The organism is Janthinobacterium sp. GMG2 (genome assembly GCF_033949445.1).
Taxonomy (GTDB): Bacteria; Pseudomonadota; Gammaproteobacteria; order Burkholderiales; family Burkholderiaceae_D; genus Janthinobacterium; species Janthinobacterium aestuarii.
The window spans coordinates 93,330-110,585 of record NZ_JAXAWA010000008.1 but is presented as its reverse complement, the minus strand read 5'-3'; the positions used below and the strand labels follow the sequence as shown (position 1 = coordinate 110,585).

Below are 17,256 nucleotides of genomic sequence, written 5' to 3'. Positions count from 1 at the left end.
TCGGCCACCTCTCCCTTCCGCTCGCTACGGCTGGATCAGGTGTTGTAGCTCAGCAATAATTTGAGGGCGGTCTTGCGAGACCGCCCTATTTGTTTCATCTCGTATAAGTTTCCCTCCCCTCTCCTTCCTTAGACCCACATCAATATCATGGTGTGTCTTCGCGTCTATATTTTTCCAATAGGAAATTAAAAAACAGTCAACAGGCCGACCGGAGAAGCGCCGCAACCATGTTCAATTTCCAACGCTCCAGCATCAGCCAGAAGCTGACCATGATTTCGGTATTGTCGTCGGGCTGCGCGCTGCTGCTGGTGTTCGTGGCGTTTGCGCTGACGTCCGTGCTCAGCCACAAGGACGATGAAGGCAAGCAGCTGCTGTCCCTGGCGGGCGTGATCGGCGCGGCCGGCGCGGGGCCCTTGCTGGCAGGCAAATCGGCGCAGCCGCAGGCGGAACAGGTGCTGGCCGCGCTGGCCGCGCGCGACGAGGTCGCCCAGGCGGCCCTGTTCGACCGGAACGGGCGCCTGTTCGCCCTGTACCGCGCGCAGCAGCATGCCGATGGCCTGGCCGCGCCGGAAGACCTGGACCCGGCCCTGCTGGCCGACATGGCCGTGCAGCCCGTCACGCAAGGCACGGGCACGGCGCTGGCGCCCGCCATGCGCCTGTACCGTCCCGTCTACCGGCCTGGCCAGCCGCAGCAGCTGATCGGTGCCGTGCTGATCGAGGCGGACCTGAACCACATGTGGCGCGACATCGGCCGCCACGTGGGCGCCATCGGCGGCGCCACCGTGCTGTCCTTCCTGATCGCCGTGTTCCTCGCGCGGCGTTTCAAAAGCGTGATCGCCGAACCGATTACCAAGCTGATCGATACTGCACAGAAAGTGTCGAGCAGCCAGACCTACAGCCACCGCATCGCGCACCAGCGCAGCGACGAGCTGGGCGTGCTGATCGACAGTTTCAACGACATGCTGGCGCAGATCGACAGCCGCGACAGCACCCTGGCCAATTACCGCGACCAGCTCGAGCGCCAGGTGGGCGTGCGCACGGCGCAGCTGGAAAAGGCCAAGGATGCGGCCGAGGCCGCCAGCCAGGCGAAGAGCGCGTTTCTTGCCACCATGAGCCATGAAATCCGCACGCCGATGAATGGCGTGCTGGGCATGACGGAGCTGCTGCTGGCCAGCCCTTTGAGCCCGCAGCAGCGCCACTACACGAGCATGGTGCAGCGCTCGGGGCAGAATTTGCTGGTCATCATCAACGACATACTCGACTTTTCCAAGATCGAGGCGGGCAAGCTGAGCGTGGAATACATCCGCTTCAATTTCCGCGAATTGCTCGACGATATAGAACACGTGTTCGCGCCGCAGGCGCAAGCGAAAAACATCAGCCTGGAATTCAACATCGCGTTTGACATTCCCATCGCCATCTGCGGCGACCCGAACCGTTTGCGCCAGATCATCGTCAATCTGCTGGGCAACGCCATCAAGTTTACGGAAACGGGCAAGGTCACCGTGAAAGTGACCGTCTGCAGCGAAGACGCGCCCAGCGTGGGCTTGCGTTTCGAGGTGCACGACACGGGCATCGGCGTGTCGAGCGAGGCGCAGACGCGCATCTTCGAATCGTTCTCGCAGGCGGACGGCTCGACCACGCGCAAGCACGGCGGCACGGGCCTGGGATTGACAATTTCGAAACAGCTGGTGGAGCTGATGGGCGGCACTATCGGCGTTGATAATGCTTTAACGCAAGGATCGATCTTCTGGTTCGAAGTAAATTTCGATAAGCGGCGAGTCGACAGCGACGACCCGTCCTTCAACCTGAAAACCACGCGAGGGTTACGCGCCTTGATCGTCGACCACACACCGGCCACGCGCGCCGTGCTGGAGCGGCAACTGGCCAGCTGGCACATCGTCAGCGACAGCGCCGGCACGGCCAGCGACTGCCTGGCCAAGCTGCACACGGCCGCGCAGGCGGGCACGCCGTATGGCGTGGCGCTGCTCGACATGGAATTGCCGCGCACCAGCGGCCTGGCCCTGGCCGCCACCATCAAGAGCGACCCGCTGCTGGCCGACCTCAAATTACTGCTGCTGAGTACCGAACAGGCGGCAGCCGACCCGGTGCAGCGGCGCGAGGCGGGCGTGGCCTTCCAGCTGATCAAGCCGGCCCGCGAATGCGACCTGTTCGACTGCATCGTCACGCCGCCGCGCGCCAGCGAGGGCATGCGCATCCATCCGCCGCATGCGGCGCGGCAAGTGGGCCGGCGCCAGCGCCGCCGCGTACTGCTGGCCGAGGACAATCCCGTCAACGTGGAAGTGGCGCTGGCCATGCTCGACAGCCTGGGCCTGGACGTGGTCTGCGCGCGCAACGGCGAACAGGCCTTGCAGGCGGCGCAGGCCGAGGATTTCGATTTGATCCTGATGGATTGCCAGATGCCCGTAATGGATGGCTTTGCCGCCACGGCGGAAATCCGCCGCCACGAACAGCAGTGCGGCCACGCGCGCGTGCTGCCCATCGTCGCCATCACGGCCAATGCGCTGCAGGGCGACCGCGAAGCGTGCCTGGCGGCCAGCATGGACGATTACCTGAGCAAGCCGTTCACGCAGCAGGACCTGGGCCACACGATCGCCCGCTGGATCACGCTGCCGCGCGCGGCCACCGTGCATCACAGCGAAGCGCCGGAGCCGCAAGCGCCTGTGGAGGTGCCGCCCGCGCCGCCGCCCGAGCAAACGCAGACATCGGCCCAGCCGCTGAACCGGCAGGCGCTGGAAAACATCCGCGCCCTGTCCGGCACGGATGGCGATGCGCTGCTCGAGCGGGTCATCCTCGCCTTTACCAGCGAAACGCCGCGCCAGTTGAGCGCCATGCGCGCAGCGATTGCCGGCGCCGATGCGGAAGCGCTGCGCAAGGTGGCGCACAGCCTCAAGTCGGGCAGCGCCAACGTGGGCGCCGATAGCCTGGCGCAACTGTGCAAGGAGATGGAAAAACTGGGCCGCGCCGGCAGCACCGAGGGCGCGGCTGCCCTGCTGCAGCAGATGCAGCAAGCCTTCCTGACCGTACGCGAATCGCTGAACGCCATCCTCGTGAAGGAACACTGACATGACAGCGCCCCTTTCCCCTCCCCGCGGCCTGGTGCTGGTGGCCGACGACGACCCCGTGATGCGTTTGCTGATGCGGCAAATGCTCACGCAGGTGGGCCTGGACGTGATCGAGGCCGAAGACGGCGTGCAGGCGCTGGCCAGCTACAAGCACAGCGGGCCGGACCTCGTCATGCTCGACGTCGACATGCCGGCCATGGACGGCTTTGCCGTGTGCCGCGAAATCCGCCACCAGGAAGTGGGCGGCACGGTGCCCATCATCATGGTCACGGGCGGCGACGAGCTGGAAGCCGTCACGCGCGCCTACGAGGTGGGCGCGACGGATTTCATTTCCAAGCCCATCAACTGGCCCATCCTCGGACACCGCGTGCTGTACGTGCTGCGCGCCAGCGACGCCATCGCCCGCCTGCGCATCGCCGATGCGCACAACCGCGCCGTGCTGGCCGCCATCCCGGACACCTTCTTTCGCCTCAACAGCGAAGGTTTTTATCTCGACTACGAACAGGGCCACGACGCCAGCGCCGGCTTTTCCATCACCGACTGCGTGGGCAGCCATATCCGCGACGTGCTGCCGCCCGAAATCGCCGCGCGCCTGCTCGACCAGGCGCACGCGGTGCTGGCCACGCAGCACATCGGCTCGGTCGACTACACGCTCACGCACGAAGACAGCACGCGCCATTTCGAGGCGCGCCTGGTGGCGACGGGGGCCGATGAAGTGCTGGGCCTGGTGCGCGACATCAGCGAGCGCAAGCGCACGGAAGAACAGATCCGCCGCCTCGCCTATTGCGACAGCCTGACGGGCATCCCCAACCGGCAGGCGTTCCTGGAAACACTGGAACGCGAACTGGTGCGCTCGAAAGAGCACGACAAGAAATTCGCCGTGCTGTTCATGGACCTCGATGCCTTCAAGCGCATCAACGATACCCTGGGCCACGACGTGGGCGACCATTTGCTCAAGGTGGTGTCCGAGCGCCTGCGCGAAACCATCCGCCCCAGCGACCTGGTGCTGCGCGCCGAATACGAGCTCGATGGCGTCTTTGGCGGCAGCAACCTGGCGCGCCTGGGCGGCGACGAATTCACGATATTGATACCCGACCTGGAACGGGTGGAAGACGCGCTGAACGTGGCGCACCGGGTGAAGGAAGCCATGCGCCGGCCGTTCATGATCGAGGCGCACGAGATTTTTGTGACGGCCAGCATCGGCATTTCGCTGTATCCGGAAGATGGCGAGGATTGCAATTCGCTGCTCAAATATGCGGACACGGCCATGTACCACGCAAAGAACTGCGGCAAGAACAACGCCAAGCTGTACAGTTCTTCGCTGACGATGGAAATCATGAGCCACGTCAAGATGGAAGTGGGCTTGAGGAAAGCCTTGCAGAACAACGAACTGTATTTGCTGTACCAGCCGCAGATCGACGTGCCCAGCACGCAGATCGTCGGCGTGGAAGCGCTGGTCCGGTGGCGCCATCCGGAACGGGGCATCATTTCGCCCACGGAATTCATCCCGCTGGCCGAAGAGACGGGGCTGATCGTGCCCATCGGCGAATGGGTGCTGCGCACGGCCTGCAACCAGGCCAAGGCGTGGCAAAACGGTAGCGGGCGCGCCATCCGCATGGCCGTCAACCTGTCGGCCAAGCAATTCAAAGATGAAAACCTGATGCAGATCGTGCTCTCGGCCCTGGCCGACACGGGCCTCGATGCGCGCCTGCTGGAACTGGAATTGACGGAAGGGACCTTGATGGACGATGCGCGCGCCACCATGGTGACCCTGGAGCAATTGCGCGGCATCGGCGTGTACCTGTCGATCGACGACTTCGGCACAGGCTATTCGTCAATGAATTACCTGAAACGCTTCGACGTGCGGGCCTTGAAGATCGACAAGAGCTTTATCGCCGGCTTGCCGCAGGATGCGGAAAACGCGGCCATCACGCGCGCCATCATCGCCATGGCGCATGGCTTGAAGATGGTGGTGGTGGCCGAGGGCGTGGAAACGGACGAGCAGCTGGTGATGCTGGAAGAATACGGCTGCGACATGGTGCAAGGCTATTTCCTGGGCCACCCGTCTCCGCACGACACGATCACGGCCATGCTGGCCAGGCAGACGAAGCAGCTGGCCAGCGTGGAAACTAGAGCACTTCGAAGGCAAGGATTTGCGTGACTTGCAGCGGATTAAAATTGTCGTCGGAAATCAAAACCAGACTGCGGCGGCCGTTTTCCAGGCGCGGCCCCCAGCTGATGCCTTCGATATTGTCGACCCGTGCCAGGCCGATCTTTTCCAGGTCCAGCAGCAAACGCTTGCGCGCCGGCACATAGGACGCGCCCGCCAAGGCCGGCAGCGCCTGCACATCGGTGGCGCCCTGCGTTTCCATTTCGTAGATGCGCACGTGGTTCGTATAGACGCCGTCCGCGTTGGCCACGCCGGCCCGCTCCACCACCAGCACCTGGTGATCGTTCACGGCGAGAATTTCCGACACGCCATTGTCCGCCTCGCGTCCGGGCCCGGGCCGCGACGCCACCGGCTCGACCGGATACGCATACTGGCCCAGGACCTTGCCGGCACGGTCCAGGCGCGTGATGCGCACGATGGAGCCGTTGTCGGGCGTGGCCAGCGGGCCATCCTGGTACAGGGCCGCTTCCATGCCCAGCCACAGGCTCTTGCCATCGCTGGCAAACGACAGCGCTTCAAATGTCATGTTGTTGCGCGAGCCGATTTCTTCCTTCGAGACATTGAACATCGCCGGTGTCGGCAAGGTGGCCAGGTAACGGCCGCCGCTGTCGGCATGACGCACGAACGGATGCAGGCCCACCTTGCGGTTGCCTTCGCTGCCGTACCACAGACTGCCATCCTGCGGATCGACGCGGATGGTTTCGATATCGGCCACCTGGTCGCCCTGCTCCAGCTTGGCATGCGCCAGGTTCGGATAGCGGCTGCCGTCGGGCTGCGTGAAGAAATGCACGCTGTTCAAGGTCACGCCCGTAAATGCCTTGCTGTCGTAGTGGAGCGCAGCGCGGTAGAAGCGGGCCGGATTGATTTCCGAGCGGTCATCGCTTTCCATCACCCAGCTCTTGTTGGCCGCATCGTAATCGATGCCGGACAAGCCGCCCACTGTGGTGCCCTCGAACGCCTGCCTGAGCGCGATACGCTGCTCGCCGATCAGGCGCAGGCCCGTAATCGGCGCATCATGCGGGAAGCTGGCGCAGGCGGAGAGGACAATGGCGGCGGATGCCAGGGCAAGCGCGGTACTGAGAAATCGATGCATGACAAGTATCAGTGAGTTGCGTAGGTCGGATTAGCGCGAAGCGCGTAATCCGACAACATTGTTGGCGGCACACGTCGGATCACACCACCCCATCGCCCTTGAGCCGCGCAATGGCCGCCGCATCGTAGCCGAGCGACGCCAGCACCTCGTCGTTGTGCTGGCCCAGGGTCGGCCCCAGCCACTGGGTCTTGCCCGGCGTGGCCGACAGTTTCGGGCTGATGGCGGGCAATTTGACGGGCGTGCCGTCGGCAAACTGGTGCTGTTCGAACATGTCGCGGGCAAGAAATTGCGGGTCGCTCATCATGTCGCGCACGGAGTAGATTTTGCCGGCCGGCACATCCGCCGCCTTGAGCACGGCCAGCGCGCTGTCTATCGTGTGCGTGGCGCACCAGGCGCCGATGGCGTCGTCGATTTCCTGCGTGCGCGCGACCCTGCCATCGTTGCGCGCCAGCTGCGGGTCGCCCGCCATGTCGATACGGCCCATGGCCAGCATCAAGCGCTTGAAGATGGCGTCGCCATTACCGGCAATCACGATGTTTTCGCCATCGCCCGTCGTGTAGGTATTCGAGGGCACGATGCCGGGCAGCGAGCCGCCCGTGCGCTCGCGTACCACGCCCGCCTGGTCGTATTCGGGCACCAGGGATTCCATCAGGTTGAACACGGATTCGTACAGGGCCACGTCGACCATCTGGCCTTCGCCAGCGGCCGCACCACCGGTCACGTCGCGGTGGCGCAAGGCCATCATGGCGCCGATCACGCCGTGCAGGGCCGCCACGGAGTCGCCGATCGATACGCCGACGCGCACGGGCGGGCGGTCGGCAAAGCCGGACACATAGCGCAAGCCGCCCATCGATTCGCCAATGGCGCCGAAACCCGGCAAGTCCTTCATCGGCCCCGTCTGGCCAAAGCCGGACAGGCGCACCATGATGAGGGAAGGCTTGATCTGCTTGAGCTGTTCGTAGCCGAGATCCCACTTTTCCAGCACGCCGGGGCGGTAGTTCTCGATGATGATGTCCGCTTCCAGGGCCAGCTGGCGCGCGATGGCGCGGCCCTCGGGCGACTTCAGGTTCAGGGTGACGCTTTTCTTGTTGCGCGCCTGCACCGACCACCACAGCGAGGTGCCATCCTTCAGTACGCGCCAGGTACGGATGGGGTCGCCGCCATCGGGCGACTCGATCTTGATCACGTCGGCGCCGAATTCAGCCAGCATGCGGGCACAGAACGGCCCCGCGATCAGGGTGCCCAGTTCCAGCACTTTAATGCCTTGCAATGGACCAGTGGTCGCGGAGGATTCTGTCATGTTGTAATCAGGTTGCCCTGCGGTCGAGCATCGCGCGGGCAATCGTGCCCGCGTCGACGTATTCCAGTTCGCCGCCCACGGGCACGCCGCGGGCCAGGCGGCTCACGCGCAAGCCCCGCGCCTTCAGCATTTCGCTGATGTAGTGGGCCGTCGCTTCGCCTTCATTCGTGAAGTTGGTGGCCAGCACCACTTCGCCGACCACGCCATCGTTGGCGCGGTTCAATAATTTTTCAAGGTGGATGTCTTTCGGGCCGATGCCGTCCAGCGGAGAGAGCCGTCCCATGAGGACGAAATACAGGCCCTTGTAGGTGAGCGTCTGCTCGATCATCAGCTGGTCGGCGGGCGTTTCCACCACGCACAGCAAGCGCTTGTCGCGGTCTTCGTCGAGACAGGTCTCGCACACTTCATGTTCGGTAAAGGTATTGCACAGGCCGCAGTGATGCACGGCATCGACGGCCTGGAACAGGGCGCGCGACAGCATGGCCGCGCCTTCCCTATCGTGCTGCAACAAATGAAACGCCATCCGCTGCGCCGACTTGGGGCCGACGCCGGGCAGGCGCCGCAGCGCCTCGGTCAAGAATTCAAGCGACTTGGACATGGATCAACCTTGCCCCGTGCCATAGATCGAGCGCATGCGGCAGTGCATCAGAATGGCATTTTGAAGCCAGCTGGCAAGTTCATGCCGCCAGTCAAGCCTGCCATTTTTTCAGCGGACGTCGCTTCCGCCTTGCGCACGGCGTCGTTGAAGGCGGCAGCGACCAGGTCTTCCAGCATGTCCTTGTCGTCGGCCAGCAGCGACGGGTCGATGGAGACGCGCTTGACGTCGTTCTTGCACGTCATGACGATTTTCACGAGGCCGGCGCCGGACTGGCCTTCCACTTCCACCAGCGCCAGTTGTTCCTGGGCTTTTTTCATGTTGTCTTGCATTGCTTGCGCCTGCTTCATCAGGCCAGCCAGTTGATTTTTCATCATGAGAATGCTCCGTTCAATTCAGTTTATGAGTTTTGTTAATCATTAATGCAGGGTCGGCGCGGCGGAGCCGGCCGGTGCAGGGGTAATCGTTCCCGGCACAACAAAAGCGTCGAATGCACGCTTCATGTCGAGCACGAAGGGATCGCTGGCGATGGTTTCTTCCGCTTGCAGCTGGCACGCCTCTCGGTGGGCCTGCGCCTCCGCGCTGGCCGTGTACCAGACGGCGCCCAGTTCCGTGTCGACATTGACCTTGCGGCCGAAGCGCTCGCTGAGCACGGCTGCCAGTTTTTCCACGTTGGCCGGACTGCGCCACGTGTCGATCGGCACGCGCAGGCGGAACGTGGTGCTGTGGCCGTCGTGCAGGCATTCGATGAGCTCGGCCTGCACGGCCAGCTGCTGGGCGATGCCACGCAGGGGCAGCACGGCGGCAACGGCTGGCCAGTTGCCGTCCCAGTCCAGGCCCGGCACGGGCGTGATCACATATGGCCCGCTCGGTGCAGCTTGCTTGGCGGCACGCTGCGGCATGATGACGGCCGGCTGCTCGCTGCTTTGCGCGGCGGGCGCCGACACGGCAGCCGACGCGCTGTCGTCGGAAAATTCGGTGACCCACGGCGGCAAGTCGTCGTCGGCGGGTGCCTGCTGTGGCGACGGCGCGGCAGGACGCGCCTGCTGCACGGGTGCCGTAGCGGCCACTGGCGCTTCCATCAAGGCGACCGGTGGCGCATCGTCCCACGGCGCAGGCGCTTTCGCGGCGGCGGGCGGTGGCGGTGCTGCCTGGACCGGTGCGGCCGGGGCTGGCGCCGCGGCGACAGCTTCCGCTGCCGGTGCGGGGGCAGCCGGCTTGGGCGCCGACGATGACGCCGATGGCGCGCTGCCCGGACGGCCTTTCGAGGCGGCACGGGCCGCTTCCAGCGCCGCATTGATGGCGGCGCGGGCGGAACTGATCGGGGCGCCCGATGCTGCCGGGGCGGCCGCAGCAGGAGCAGGAGCGGCAGGCGGCGGCGCCGCTGGTGCCGGCGCCGGTGCGGCTACAGCTACAGGTGCCGGTGCCGGAGCAGCCGCGCGTGGCGGCGGCGCTTCGCTGCGGGCCATGCTGGCGGCAGCGGCTGCGACCACGGCGGGCGGGGTCACGGCTGCATGGCTGGCCACGCTGTTCGTGGCGGCGCGGGCGGCCGATGCGGATGCGCCGGCAGCGGCGCGCGCGGCGGCCACGGCCGCGGGACGGTTGCCCGATACAGAAGCTGGCGCGGCAGCAGGCACACCTTCGGCGCCGCCTATGCCGGGCCGAAAGGCCAGCATGCGCAGCAAGGTCATGGTAAAGCCCGCGTATTCGTCGGGCGCCAGGCCCAGTTCATTGCGGCCATGCACGGCAATCTGGTAAAACAGCTGGACTTCTTCCGCGTCAAACGCGGTAGCCAAACGGACGATGTCCGCGTACTCAGGCAGATCCTGCGGCAAGGCGGCGGGCACGGTTTGCGCCAGCGCAATGCGGTGCAACAAGGTGCCCAGGTCTTGCAGGGCGCCGTTGTACGACAGGCTGCGCGACGCCATCTCGTCGGCCACGGCCAGTAGGTCCGCGCCATCCTGCTGCGCCAGCGCGTCGAGCAGGCGTACCAGATACGATTGGTCGAGCGCACCGAGCATGCCTTGCACGGCATCCAGGGTGACCGCGCCGGCCGCATACGCGATGGCCTGGTCCGTCAGGGACAGCGCATCGCGCATGGAACCGTGGGCGCCCTGGGCCAGCAGGCGCAAGGCCGGCTGTTCAAAGGTGATGCCCTCTTGTCCCAGGATATTGTCCAGGTGACTGATGATGTGGCCGGGCGGCATCTGCTTGAGGTTGAACTGCAGGCAGCGCGACAGCACGGTCACGGGTATCTTTTGCGGGTCCGTCGTGGCCAGGATGAACTTGACGTGCTCGGGCGGTTCTTCCAGGGTTTTGAGCATGGAGTTGAACGCGTGGTTCGTCAGCATGTGCACCTCATCGATCATATAGACCTTGAAGCGCGCATTGCTTGGCGCATACACGGCTTGCTCGAGCAGCTGCGCCATTTCATCGACGCCGCGGTTCGACGCCGCATCCATCTCTATATAGTCGACAAAGCGTCCCGCGTCGATCGCCGTGCACGCTTCGCACTGGCCGCACGGCTGGGCCGTGATGCCGCCCGTGCCGTCGGGGCCGATGCAATTGAGCGACTTGGCCAGGATGCGCGACAGGGTCGTCTTGCCGACGCCGCGCGTGCCTGTGAACAGATAGGCGTGATGCAATCGGCCGCTGTGCAAGGCATGCGTGAGCGCGCGCACGACGTGCTCCTGGCCGACGAGCGTCTCGAAATTCTTGGGGCGGTATTTACGGGCGAGGACTTGATAGGACATGCTGAGATTTTACCATGCGATTTTGCGGGTGATCCTGCGCGGCGGGCGCAAGCCTCATGGCCGGGCCAGGACAAATCTGGCAAACGCGGCAAAGCAGCAATTGTATAACATGGCCAGCTAGAAACAGTGAAAACACGGCAAGCCCGGCAATGCTGCGGGTCAGCAAGAAAACGGGGCCGTAAAAGCAAAAAAGCTGCCCATGGCAGCTTGATTGATCCTGATAAAACATTCCCGAAGGAGGCGAGCCTGATCTGCGGCACTCATGGTTAATAGCCGTGGCTGCTTCGTTCCCGACCTGACCAGGTTAGCCATGCCACGATGCGCAGGGGCCCGCCAGGGACAATTATAACCGACCTGCGCAAGATTGGGAAATTGCCGTGTCAATGCTGCGCAGGTCGGCTTAGGTCGGCTTAGGCGTAGGTCGGCTTAGGCCGCAGGCCGTAAGCCGACACTGCCAAGTATGCAGGCAATGGGTATCCAAGCGCTGCAGAACAAGCAAGCACCGCAACGTCGGCTTACGCGCTGCGCGCTAAGCCGACCTACGTCACTACCTATAAACCCAGCTCTTGCCAGATCCCATCCACCTTGGCCTTCACTTCCGGCGTCATGGCAATCGTCGTGCCCCACTCGCGCGTCGTTTCGCCCGGCCATTTATCGGTCGCATCGATACCCATCTTGCTGCCCAGGCCGCTGACCGGCGAGGCGAAGTCCAGGTAGTCGATGGGCGTGTTGTCGACCAGGGTCGTGTCGCGGATCGGATCGACACGCGTGGTGATGGCCCAGATGACTTCTTTCCAGTCGCGGATATTCACGTCTTCGTCGACGACGACAATGAACTTGGTATACATGAACTGGCGCAAGAAGCTCCACACGCCGAACATCACGCGCTTGGCGTGGCCCGCATACTGTTTCTTGATCTGCACCACGGCCATGCGGTAGCTGCAGCCTTCGGGCGGCAGATAGAAATCGGTGATTTCGCTGAACTGCTTTTGCAGCAGCGGCACGAACACTTCGTTCAGGGCCAGGCCCAGCACGGCCGGCTCGTCCGGCGGTTTGCCTGTATAGGTGGAGTGGTAGATCGGATCGCGGCGCATGGTGATGCGGTCGATGGTAAACACAGGGAAACTGTCCTGCTCATTATAGTAGCCCGTGTGGTCGCCATACGGCCCTTCCAGCGCATGCTCGTAGCCGCTCGGATGGTTTTCGTCCGGATAGATATGGCCTTCGAGCACGATTTCGGCCGATGCCGGCACGCGCAGCTCGCTGCCGATGGCTTTCACCAGCTCCGTGCGGCTGCCGCGCAGCAAGCCGGCGAACTGGTATTCGGACAGGCTGTCGGGCACCGGCGTGACGGCCCCTAATATAGTAGCGGGATCGGCACCGAGCGCGACGGCGATCGGATACGGCTTGCCCTTGCTTTGAATCGCGTGCTCGCGGAAGTCCAGCGCCCCGCCCCGGTGCGCCAGCCAGCGCATGATGACCTTATTGCGTCCCAGCACTTGCTGGCGGTAGATGCCGAGGTTTTGCCGCTTCTTGTTCGGCCCCTTGGTAATCACCAGGCCCCAGGTGATCAGGGGGGCGACGTCGCCGGGCCAGCAATGCTGGATCGGCAGGCGCGCGAGGTCGACGTCGTTGCCTTCCCAAACGATTTCCTGGCACTTCGCGCCGCGCAACTCCTTCGGCGACATGTCCCACACGGATTTCACCAGCGAGCCCAGGCCCAGCAGATCCTTGAAATCCTTCGGCGGTTCCGGTTCCTTCAAGCGCGCCAGCACATGGCCGATCTTGCGCAACTCGCTGACGTCTTCCGCGCCCATGCCCAAGGCCACGCGGCGCGTGGTGCCGAACAGGTTGCCCAGCACCGGCATGGTGTATCCCGTCGGATTATTGAACAGCAAGGCCGGTCCGCCCGCGCGCAAGGTGCGGTCGCACACTTCCGTCATCTCCAAAATCGGTGAAATGGGGGTCGAAATGGGCTTAAGTTCACCCATTTGTTGCAGTTGAGAAATAAAATCTCGTAAATCTGAATATTTCATGTGTTTTTAATTTTTTTTGACGTCGGACGCCGTTGCTGAAGGATCTATGCCAAGTAATTGATTTTATTGGCTTTTGGCACAATGCAAGTCAAAAAGTAAGACATAAAAGTAATAAAGAAACGATTCGTTAGTATTGACTTGATATAAAACGGCTTCTACAATTCGCCCAACTTGAAAGAGCACGCCGGCCCAGAGCTTGATTTTAGCGTTTCTCTTTCATTCACGGAGTCGGGGCTCCACATGACATTTTAAGGAGTGTTTTCAAAAGGCGTCTGCCTTACCCCCGGTAAAAGTTGTATTGCGACTGATCCAATACCAGCATGGGACCGATCAGCTCAAGCAAGCAATGACGGCGTTTCTCGCACGCATCCATACGCGGCGGAAACGATGATATTTCTGATGCACGGCATTGGCAGTACCCACAACACCGCGACACCGCGGAGGGACTGCCTGTTGACGCGACATTTCGGGGAACTCTATGACTCATCGTAGCACTGAAGCAGCATTACCTGCTTCAACCGTGGCTGGCCAGCCAGCGTTGGCGCGTTTGCGCGCCCGCGCACAAGCCATTTCGGCCCGTGGCGTTTTAACCACTGCGCAACACACACTGACAGTCTTCGGCATTTCCGCCCTGGCACTGATCGCCCTGCTGATGTTCCGCCCTGACCTGGGCAAGCAACTGACGCACAGCCTGTTCCCGCTGCCGATGGCAGAAGCGCAAGCCGTTGAAGCGCCGGCCCTGTCGGCACTGATGGAAGCGCCCGCTTCCGTGCAAACGGCCGCCTCCAGCGACGCGCCGCTGAGCAAGGAAGAAAAAGCCTTGCTGGGCACGCAAAAGCAGCAGCAATGGGTTACCAACTGGCTCTCCAAGCGCTACCGCGTGGCCAACGACGCGACCAATATGCTCGTCTCGACGGCGTACCTGACGGCCCGTGAAATCAAGCTGGACCCGCTGCTGATCCTGGCCGTGATGGCCATCGAATCGGGCTTGAACCCGTTCGCGGAAAGCCCCGTCGGCGCACAAGGCTTGATGCAAGTCATGTCGAAAGTGCACCATGAGCGCTTCCAGGAAATGGGCGGCGTGCAAGCAGCCCTGAACCCCGTCGCCAACATCCGCGTCGGCTCCCTGATCCTGAAAGACTACGTCACGCGTGGCGGTTCCGTCGAAGCGGGCTTGAAAACCTACGTGGGCGCCGCCAACTTCGCCACCGACTCGGGCTACGGCTCGCGCGTGCTGGCCGAATACCGCCGCCTGAAACAAGTGTCCGCCGGCCAGCGCGTGCCGACCACGACACCGGTGATGGCATCGAACACGCCAGCGCCAGCCAAGGCACCGGCAGCGGTAGCGGAAAGCGGCATCACCATCAAAGTATTACCCCACAACGAGATCGCCGGCCTGTGACCCTTTAAAAGCCCTCACAGGGGCATCCAAAAAGCAGCACCCAGTAAAAAAGCCACCGCACGCAAGTGCCGGTGGCTTTTTTATTGCCCTGCGGCAGCAGCCGCAGGGATTACGCTATATTACTTGCGCTTATTGGCGTTGACTTCTTCCTCGCGGAATTTCACTGCCAGCTTGTCGAGCACGCCGTTCACATACTTGTGACCGTCGATACCGCCAAACGACTTGGCCAGCTCGACCGCTTCGTTGATGACGACGCGGTACGGGATTTCCATGTTGTTCTTCAGCTCGAAAGCGCCGATCAGCAGGATGCCATGTTCGATCGGCGACAGTTCAGCGATATTGCGGTCGATCAATGGTGCCATGCTTTCGCGCAGCGCCAGCGAATCCTTGATGGCGCCGTACAGCAGCACCGTGAAATGATCGCCATCGGCCTTGTCGAAACCGTGGGCCGCGCGAATATTGTTCACGACGGTGGTCGCGTCTTCATTGTTCAGCAGCCACTGGTACAAGCCCTGCAGCGCAAACTCGCGCGCGCGGTGACGCGGCGTGCGGTTTTTGCTGGGATTGGCGAGCAAATTTTTCTCAGTCATGATTGTTACCTGTTCTTAAATACGTATTTACTGCAGATAGTGACGAATACCGCGGTGCGCTGCCTGGCAGCACACTGCGGCGCAAGCACGATTAATCCTCGTCTGTGTCTTGCAACTCTTCCAGCGCTTGCGCCAGATTGGCCATTTCCACTGCCACGCGTGCCGCTTCGGCTCCCTTGACCAGCATGCGCACTTCCGCCTGCTCGTCGTTTTCGGTCGTCAACACTGCGTTGGCGATCGGGATGCCGTAATCGAGACCGACGCGCGTGATGCCCGCGCCCGATTCGTTCGATACCAGCTCGAAGTGGTAGGTTTCACCGCGAATCACGGCGCCCAGTGCGATCAGGGCGTCGAATTGCTCGGTTTCTGCCATTTTTTGCAGAATCAGTGGGATTTCCAGGGCGCCCGGCACGGTCACGTGCAGGATATCTTCATCGGCCACGCCCAGCTTGCTCAACTCTTCCAGGCATGCCGACAGCAAGCCACCACCGACGATTTCATTGAATCGTGCCTGGACGATACCGACGCGCAAACCTTCGCCGGCAAAATTGGTTTCATATGCTCCTACTGTCATCATAAGCCTCTTTAATCTGGTGGTTCAGGGCGACACACACATGCCGCCATCGTTTACTCTCACATTGACGCCTGACAAAATCGTAGCGAGCGGCAGCGAGTTGTGCTCGAGAAGCGCAACTGTACGAAGGTACAGTGAGCATCGCAGGCCGCAAATCGCGACGCGCAGTAGATTTAGTTAGGCGTCTGGCCAGGATGGCACTGAAAACCTGTTACTTCCAGGTCGAAACCGACCATCGACGGCATCTTGCGGGGGCTGGCCAGCAATTGCATCTTGCTCACGCCCAGGTCGCGCAGGATTTGCGCGCCGATGCCATAGCTGCGCAAGTCCATGCTGGCGGCGCGGCCTTTTGGCTTGGCTTGCGGCGTGTCCAGGGCGGCGAACTGGGCAAACAGCTCGCTCGACGTCTCGCCGCAGTTCAGCAAGACCATCACACCACGCTCGGCCTGCTTGATGGCGGCCATCGAGGCGGCCACCGTCCACGAGTGGGTGGTCGCTTCGCTTTCCAGCACGTCCAGCAGGGAAACGGGCTGGTGCACGCGCACCAGCGCTTCCAGGCCTGGAGCCAGGTCGCCATGCACGAGGGCCAGATGGGCCGACGCGCTGGGCTTGTCGCGGAAGGCGATCAAACGGAATTCGCCATGCGCCGTGTGCAGGGTGCGCTCGGCAACGCGTTCGACCAGGGACTCGGTCTGGCTGCGGTAATGGATCAGGTCGGCAATCGTGCCGATTTTCAGGCCATGTTGCTCGGCAAACACCAGCAAGTCCGGCAGACGCGCCATGGTGCCGTCGTCCTTCATGATTTCGCAAATCACGGATGCGGGCGTCAAGCCGGCCATGGCCGTCAGGTCGCAACCGGCTTCCGTATGGCCTGCGCGCATCAGCACGCCGCCCTTTTGCGCTTTCAGCGGGAAGATATGGCCGGGCTGGACGATATCGCTGGGCTGCGTGCCCTTGGCAACAGCCACCTGGATGGTCTTGGCGCGGTCGGCGGCGGAAATGCCCGTCGTCACGCCTTCGGCCGCTTCGATGGAAACAGTAAAGTTGGTACCGTAGGCGGTGCCGTTGCGCGAGGTCATCATCGACAGGTTCAGCTCGTCGCAACGCTCTTCCGTCAGGGTCAGGCAGACCAGGCCACGCGCATGCGTGATCATGAAATTGATGGCTTCAGGCGTCACGAAATCGGCGGCAAGCACCAGATCGCCTTCATTTTCCCGGTCTTCTTCATCGACCAGTATCACCATGCGGCCGGCGCGCAATTCAGCGACGATCTCTTCGGTGCTGGATATAGACATTGTTCATCCTCTTATGACGCCTGCCAAAACCTGCTGCGCGTCGGTATAGGCGGCCTGCGATGCTCACCGTACCTTCGTACGGTTGCGCTTCTCGGCCACCTCTCCCTTCCGCTCGCGACGGTTTTGCCAGGCGTTGTTAATGTAACTAAAAACTGAACCTAAACCTGAAACATCAAGCGAGAATATTCCGCGAATTTCCGGGAATTTTCTTATAACCTGCTATTTTAAAGGATTTAGCGCTTGCAGACCTGAAATAAGACAGTCCAGCAACACCAATATGCAGGCCGCCTCCCTGCCTGCCCCACAAAGCGCCGATTCCCCGATCCGGCGCACACGGCGGCGGCAAAGCGCGCGCCGCCGGCCTT

12 protein-coding genes and 1 other RNA gene are annotated in these 17,256 nt (G+C 62.5%); 3 read left to right on the top strand and 10 right to left on the bottom strand.

Annotated features, from left to right (window positions below; all coding sequences use genetic code 11):
• Positions 1-227 precede the first annotated feature (227 nt).
• Positions 228-3,083 (top strand): response regulator, encoded by a 2,856-nt coding sequence (locus SKZ59_RS24325; RefSeq protein ID WP_319993196.1) that lies wholly within the window; start codon positions 228-230, stop codon positions 3,081-3,083.
• Position 3,084: 1 nt separating this feature from the next.
• Positions 3,085-5,244, top strand: coding sequence for a putative bifunctional diguanylate cyclase/phosphodiesterase (locus SKZ59_RS24320; RefSeq protein ID WP_072456361.1), 2,160 nt, complete (start codon positions 3,085-3,087; stop codon positions 5,242-5,244).
• Here the strand turns inward: SKZ59_RS24320 and SKZ59_RS24315 are convergent.
• From SKZ59_RS24315 to ubiD, 7 genes are all read right to left on the bottom strand, one after another.
• Positions 5,213-6,346 carry an esterase-like activity of phytase family protein gene (locus SKZ59_RS24315; protein ID WP_319993195.1) on the bottom strand — a complete coding sequence of 378 codons (1,134 nt, stop codon included), beginning with the start codon at positions 6,344-6,346 and terminating at the stop codon, positions 5,213-5,215. The two genes, SKZ59_RS24320 and SKZ59_RS24315, sit on opposite strands and share 32 nt — an antisense overlap.
• Positions 6,347-6,425: 79 nt before the next feature.
• Positions 6,426-7,646 (bottom strand): CaiB/BaiF CoA-transferase family protein, encoded by a 1,221-nt coding sequence (locus tag SKZ59_RS24310; protein ID WP_319993194.1) that lies wholly within the window; start codon positions 7,644-7,646, stop codon positions 6,426-6,428.
• A 7-nt stretch (positions 7,647-7,653) separates the two neighbouring features.
• Positions 7,654-8,244, bottom strand: coding sequence for a recombination mediator RecR (gene recR, locus SKZ59_RS24305; RefSeq protein ID WP_070302426.1), 591 nt, complete (start codon positions 8,242-8,244; stop codon positions 7,654-7,656).
• A 47-nt stretch (positions 8,245-8,291) separates the two neighbouring features.
• Complete coding sequence (locus SKZ59_RS24300) at positions 8,292-8,618, bottom strand: YbaB/EbfC family nucleoid-associated protein (protein ID WP_034759121.1); 327 nt, start codon at positions 8,616-8,618, stop codon at positions 8,292-8,294.
• Positions 8,619-8,660: 42 nt separating this feature from the next.
• Positions 8,661-10,994, bottom strand: coding sequence for a DNA polymerase III subunit gamma/tau (gene dnaX / locus SKZ59_RS24295; protein WP_319993193.1), 2,334 nt, complete (start codon positions 10,992-10,994; stop codon positions 8,661-8,663).
• Positions 10,995-11,230: 236 nt separating this feature from the next.
• An RNA gene (ffs, locus tag SKZ59_RS24290) (signal recognition particle sRNA small type) lies at positions 11,231-11,329 on the bottom strand.
• A 216-nt stretch (positions 11,330-11,545) separates the two neighbouring features.
• Entirely contained in the window at positions 11,546-13,030 is a 1,485-nt protein-coding gene (gene ubiD, locus SKZ59_RS24285) for a 4-hydroxy-3-polyprenylbenzoate decarboxylase (RefSeq protein WP_319993192.1), read from the bottom strand.
• Positions 13,031-13,508: 478 nt separating this feature from the next.
• Between ubiD and SKZ59_RS24280 the strand changes: the two genes are divergently transcribed.
• On the top strand, positions 13,509-14,432 hold the full coding sequence (locus tag SKZ59_RS24280; protein WP_070300916.1) for a lytic transglycosylase domain-containing protein: 924 nt from the start codon (positions 13,509-13,511) through the stop codon (positions 14,430-14,432).
• A gap of 119 nt (positions 14,433-14,551) precedes the next feature.
• Here the strand turns inward: SKZ59_RS24280 and nusB are convergent, their stop codons facing one another.
• From nusB to ribBA, 3 genes are all read right to left on the bottom strand, one after another.
• Positions 14,552-15,022 (bottom strand): transcription antitermination factor NusB, encoded by a 471-nt coding sequence (gene nusB / locus SKZ59_RS24275; RefSeq protein WP_034759129.1) that lies wholly within the window; start codon positions 15,020-15,022, stop codon positions 14,552-14,554.
• A 91-nt stretch (positions 15,023-15,113) separates the two neighbouring features.
• Positions 15,114-15,596, bottom strand: a complete 483-nt coding sequence (ribH, locus tag SKZ59_RS24270) for a 6,7-dimethyl-8-ribityllumazine synthase (protein WP_034759563.1) — start codon at positions 15,594-15,596, stop codon at positions 15,114-15,116.
• 173 nt (positions 15,597-15,769) lie between these two features.
• Entirely contained in the window at positions 15,770-16,891 is a 1,122-nt protein-coding gene (ribBA, locus tag SKZ59_RS24265) for a bifunctional 3,4-dihydroxy-2-butanone-4-phosphate synthase/GTP cyclohydrolase II (RefSeq protein WP_034759133.1), read from the bottom strand.
• Positions 16,892-17,256: the final 365 nt, after the last annotated feature.

Coding starts and splice junctions, on each gene's coding strand:
- ubiD (WP_319993192.1), bottom strand. CDS start 13,030: ATGAAATATTCAGATTTACGAGATTTTATTTCTCAACTGCAACAAATG.
- SKZ59_RS24315 (WP_319993195.1), bottom strand. CDS start 6,346: ATGCATCGATTTCTCAGTACCGCGCTTGCCCTGGCATCCGCCGCCATT.
- SKZ59_RS24310 (WP_319993194.1), bottom strand. CDS start 7,646: ATGACAGAATCCTCCGCGACCACTGGTCCATTGCAAGGCATTAAAGTG.
- SKZ59_RS24320 (WP_072456361.1), top strand. CDS start 3,085: ATGACAGCGCCCCTTTCCCCTCCCCGCGGCCTGGTGCTGGTGGCCGAC.
- ribBA (WP_034759133.1), bottom strand. CDS start 16,891: ATGTCTATATCCAGCACCGAAGAGATCGTCGCTGAATTGCGCGCCGGC.
- SKZ59_RS24300 (WP_034759121.1), bottom strand. CDS start 8,618: ATGATGAAAAATCAACTGGCTGGCCTGATGAAGCAGGCGCAAGCAATG.
- recR (WP_070302426.1), bottom strand. CDS start 8,244: ATGTCCAAGTCGCTTGAATTCTTGACCGAGGCGCTGCGGCGCCTGCCC.
- ribH (WP_034759563.1), bottom strand. CDS start 15,596: ATGACAGTAGGAGCATATGAAACCAATTTTGCCGGCGAAGGTTTGCGC.
- dnaX (WP_319993193.1), bottom strand. CDS start 10,994: ATGTCCTATCAAGTCCTCGCCCGTAAATACCGCCCCAAGAATTTCGAG.
- SKZ59_RS24280 (WP_070300916.1), top strand. CDS start 13,509: ATGACTCATCGTAGCACTGAAGCAGCATTACCTGCTTCAACCGTGGCT.
- nusB (WP_034759129.1), bottom strand. CDS start 15,022: ATGACTGAGAAAAATTTGCTCGCCAATCCCAGCAAAAACCGCACGCCG.
- SKZ59_RS24325 (WP_319993196.1), top strand. CDS start 228: ATGTTCAATTTCCAACGCTCCAGCATCAGCCAGAAGCTGACCATGATT.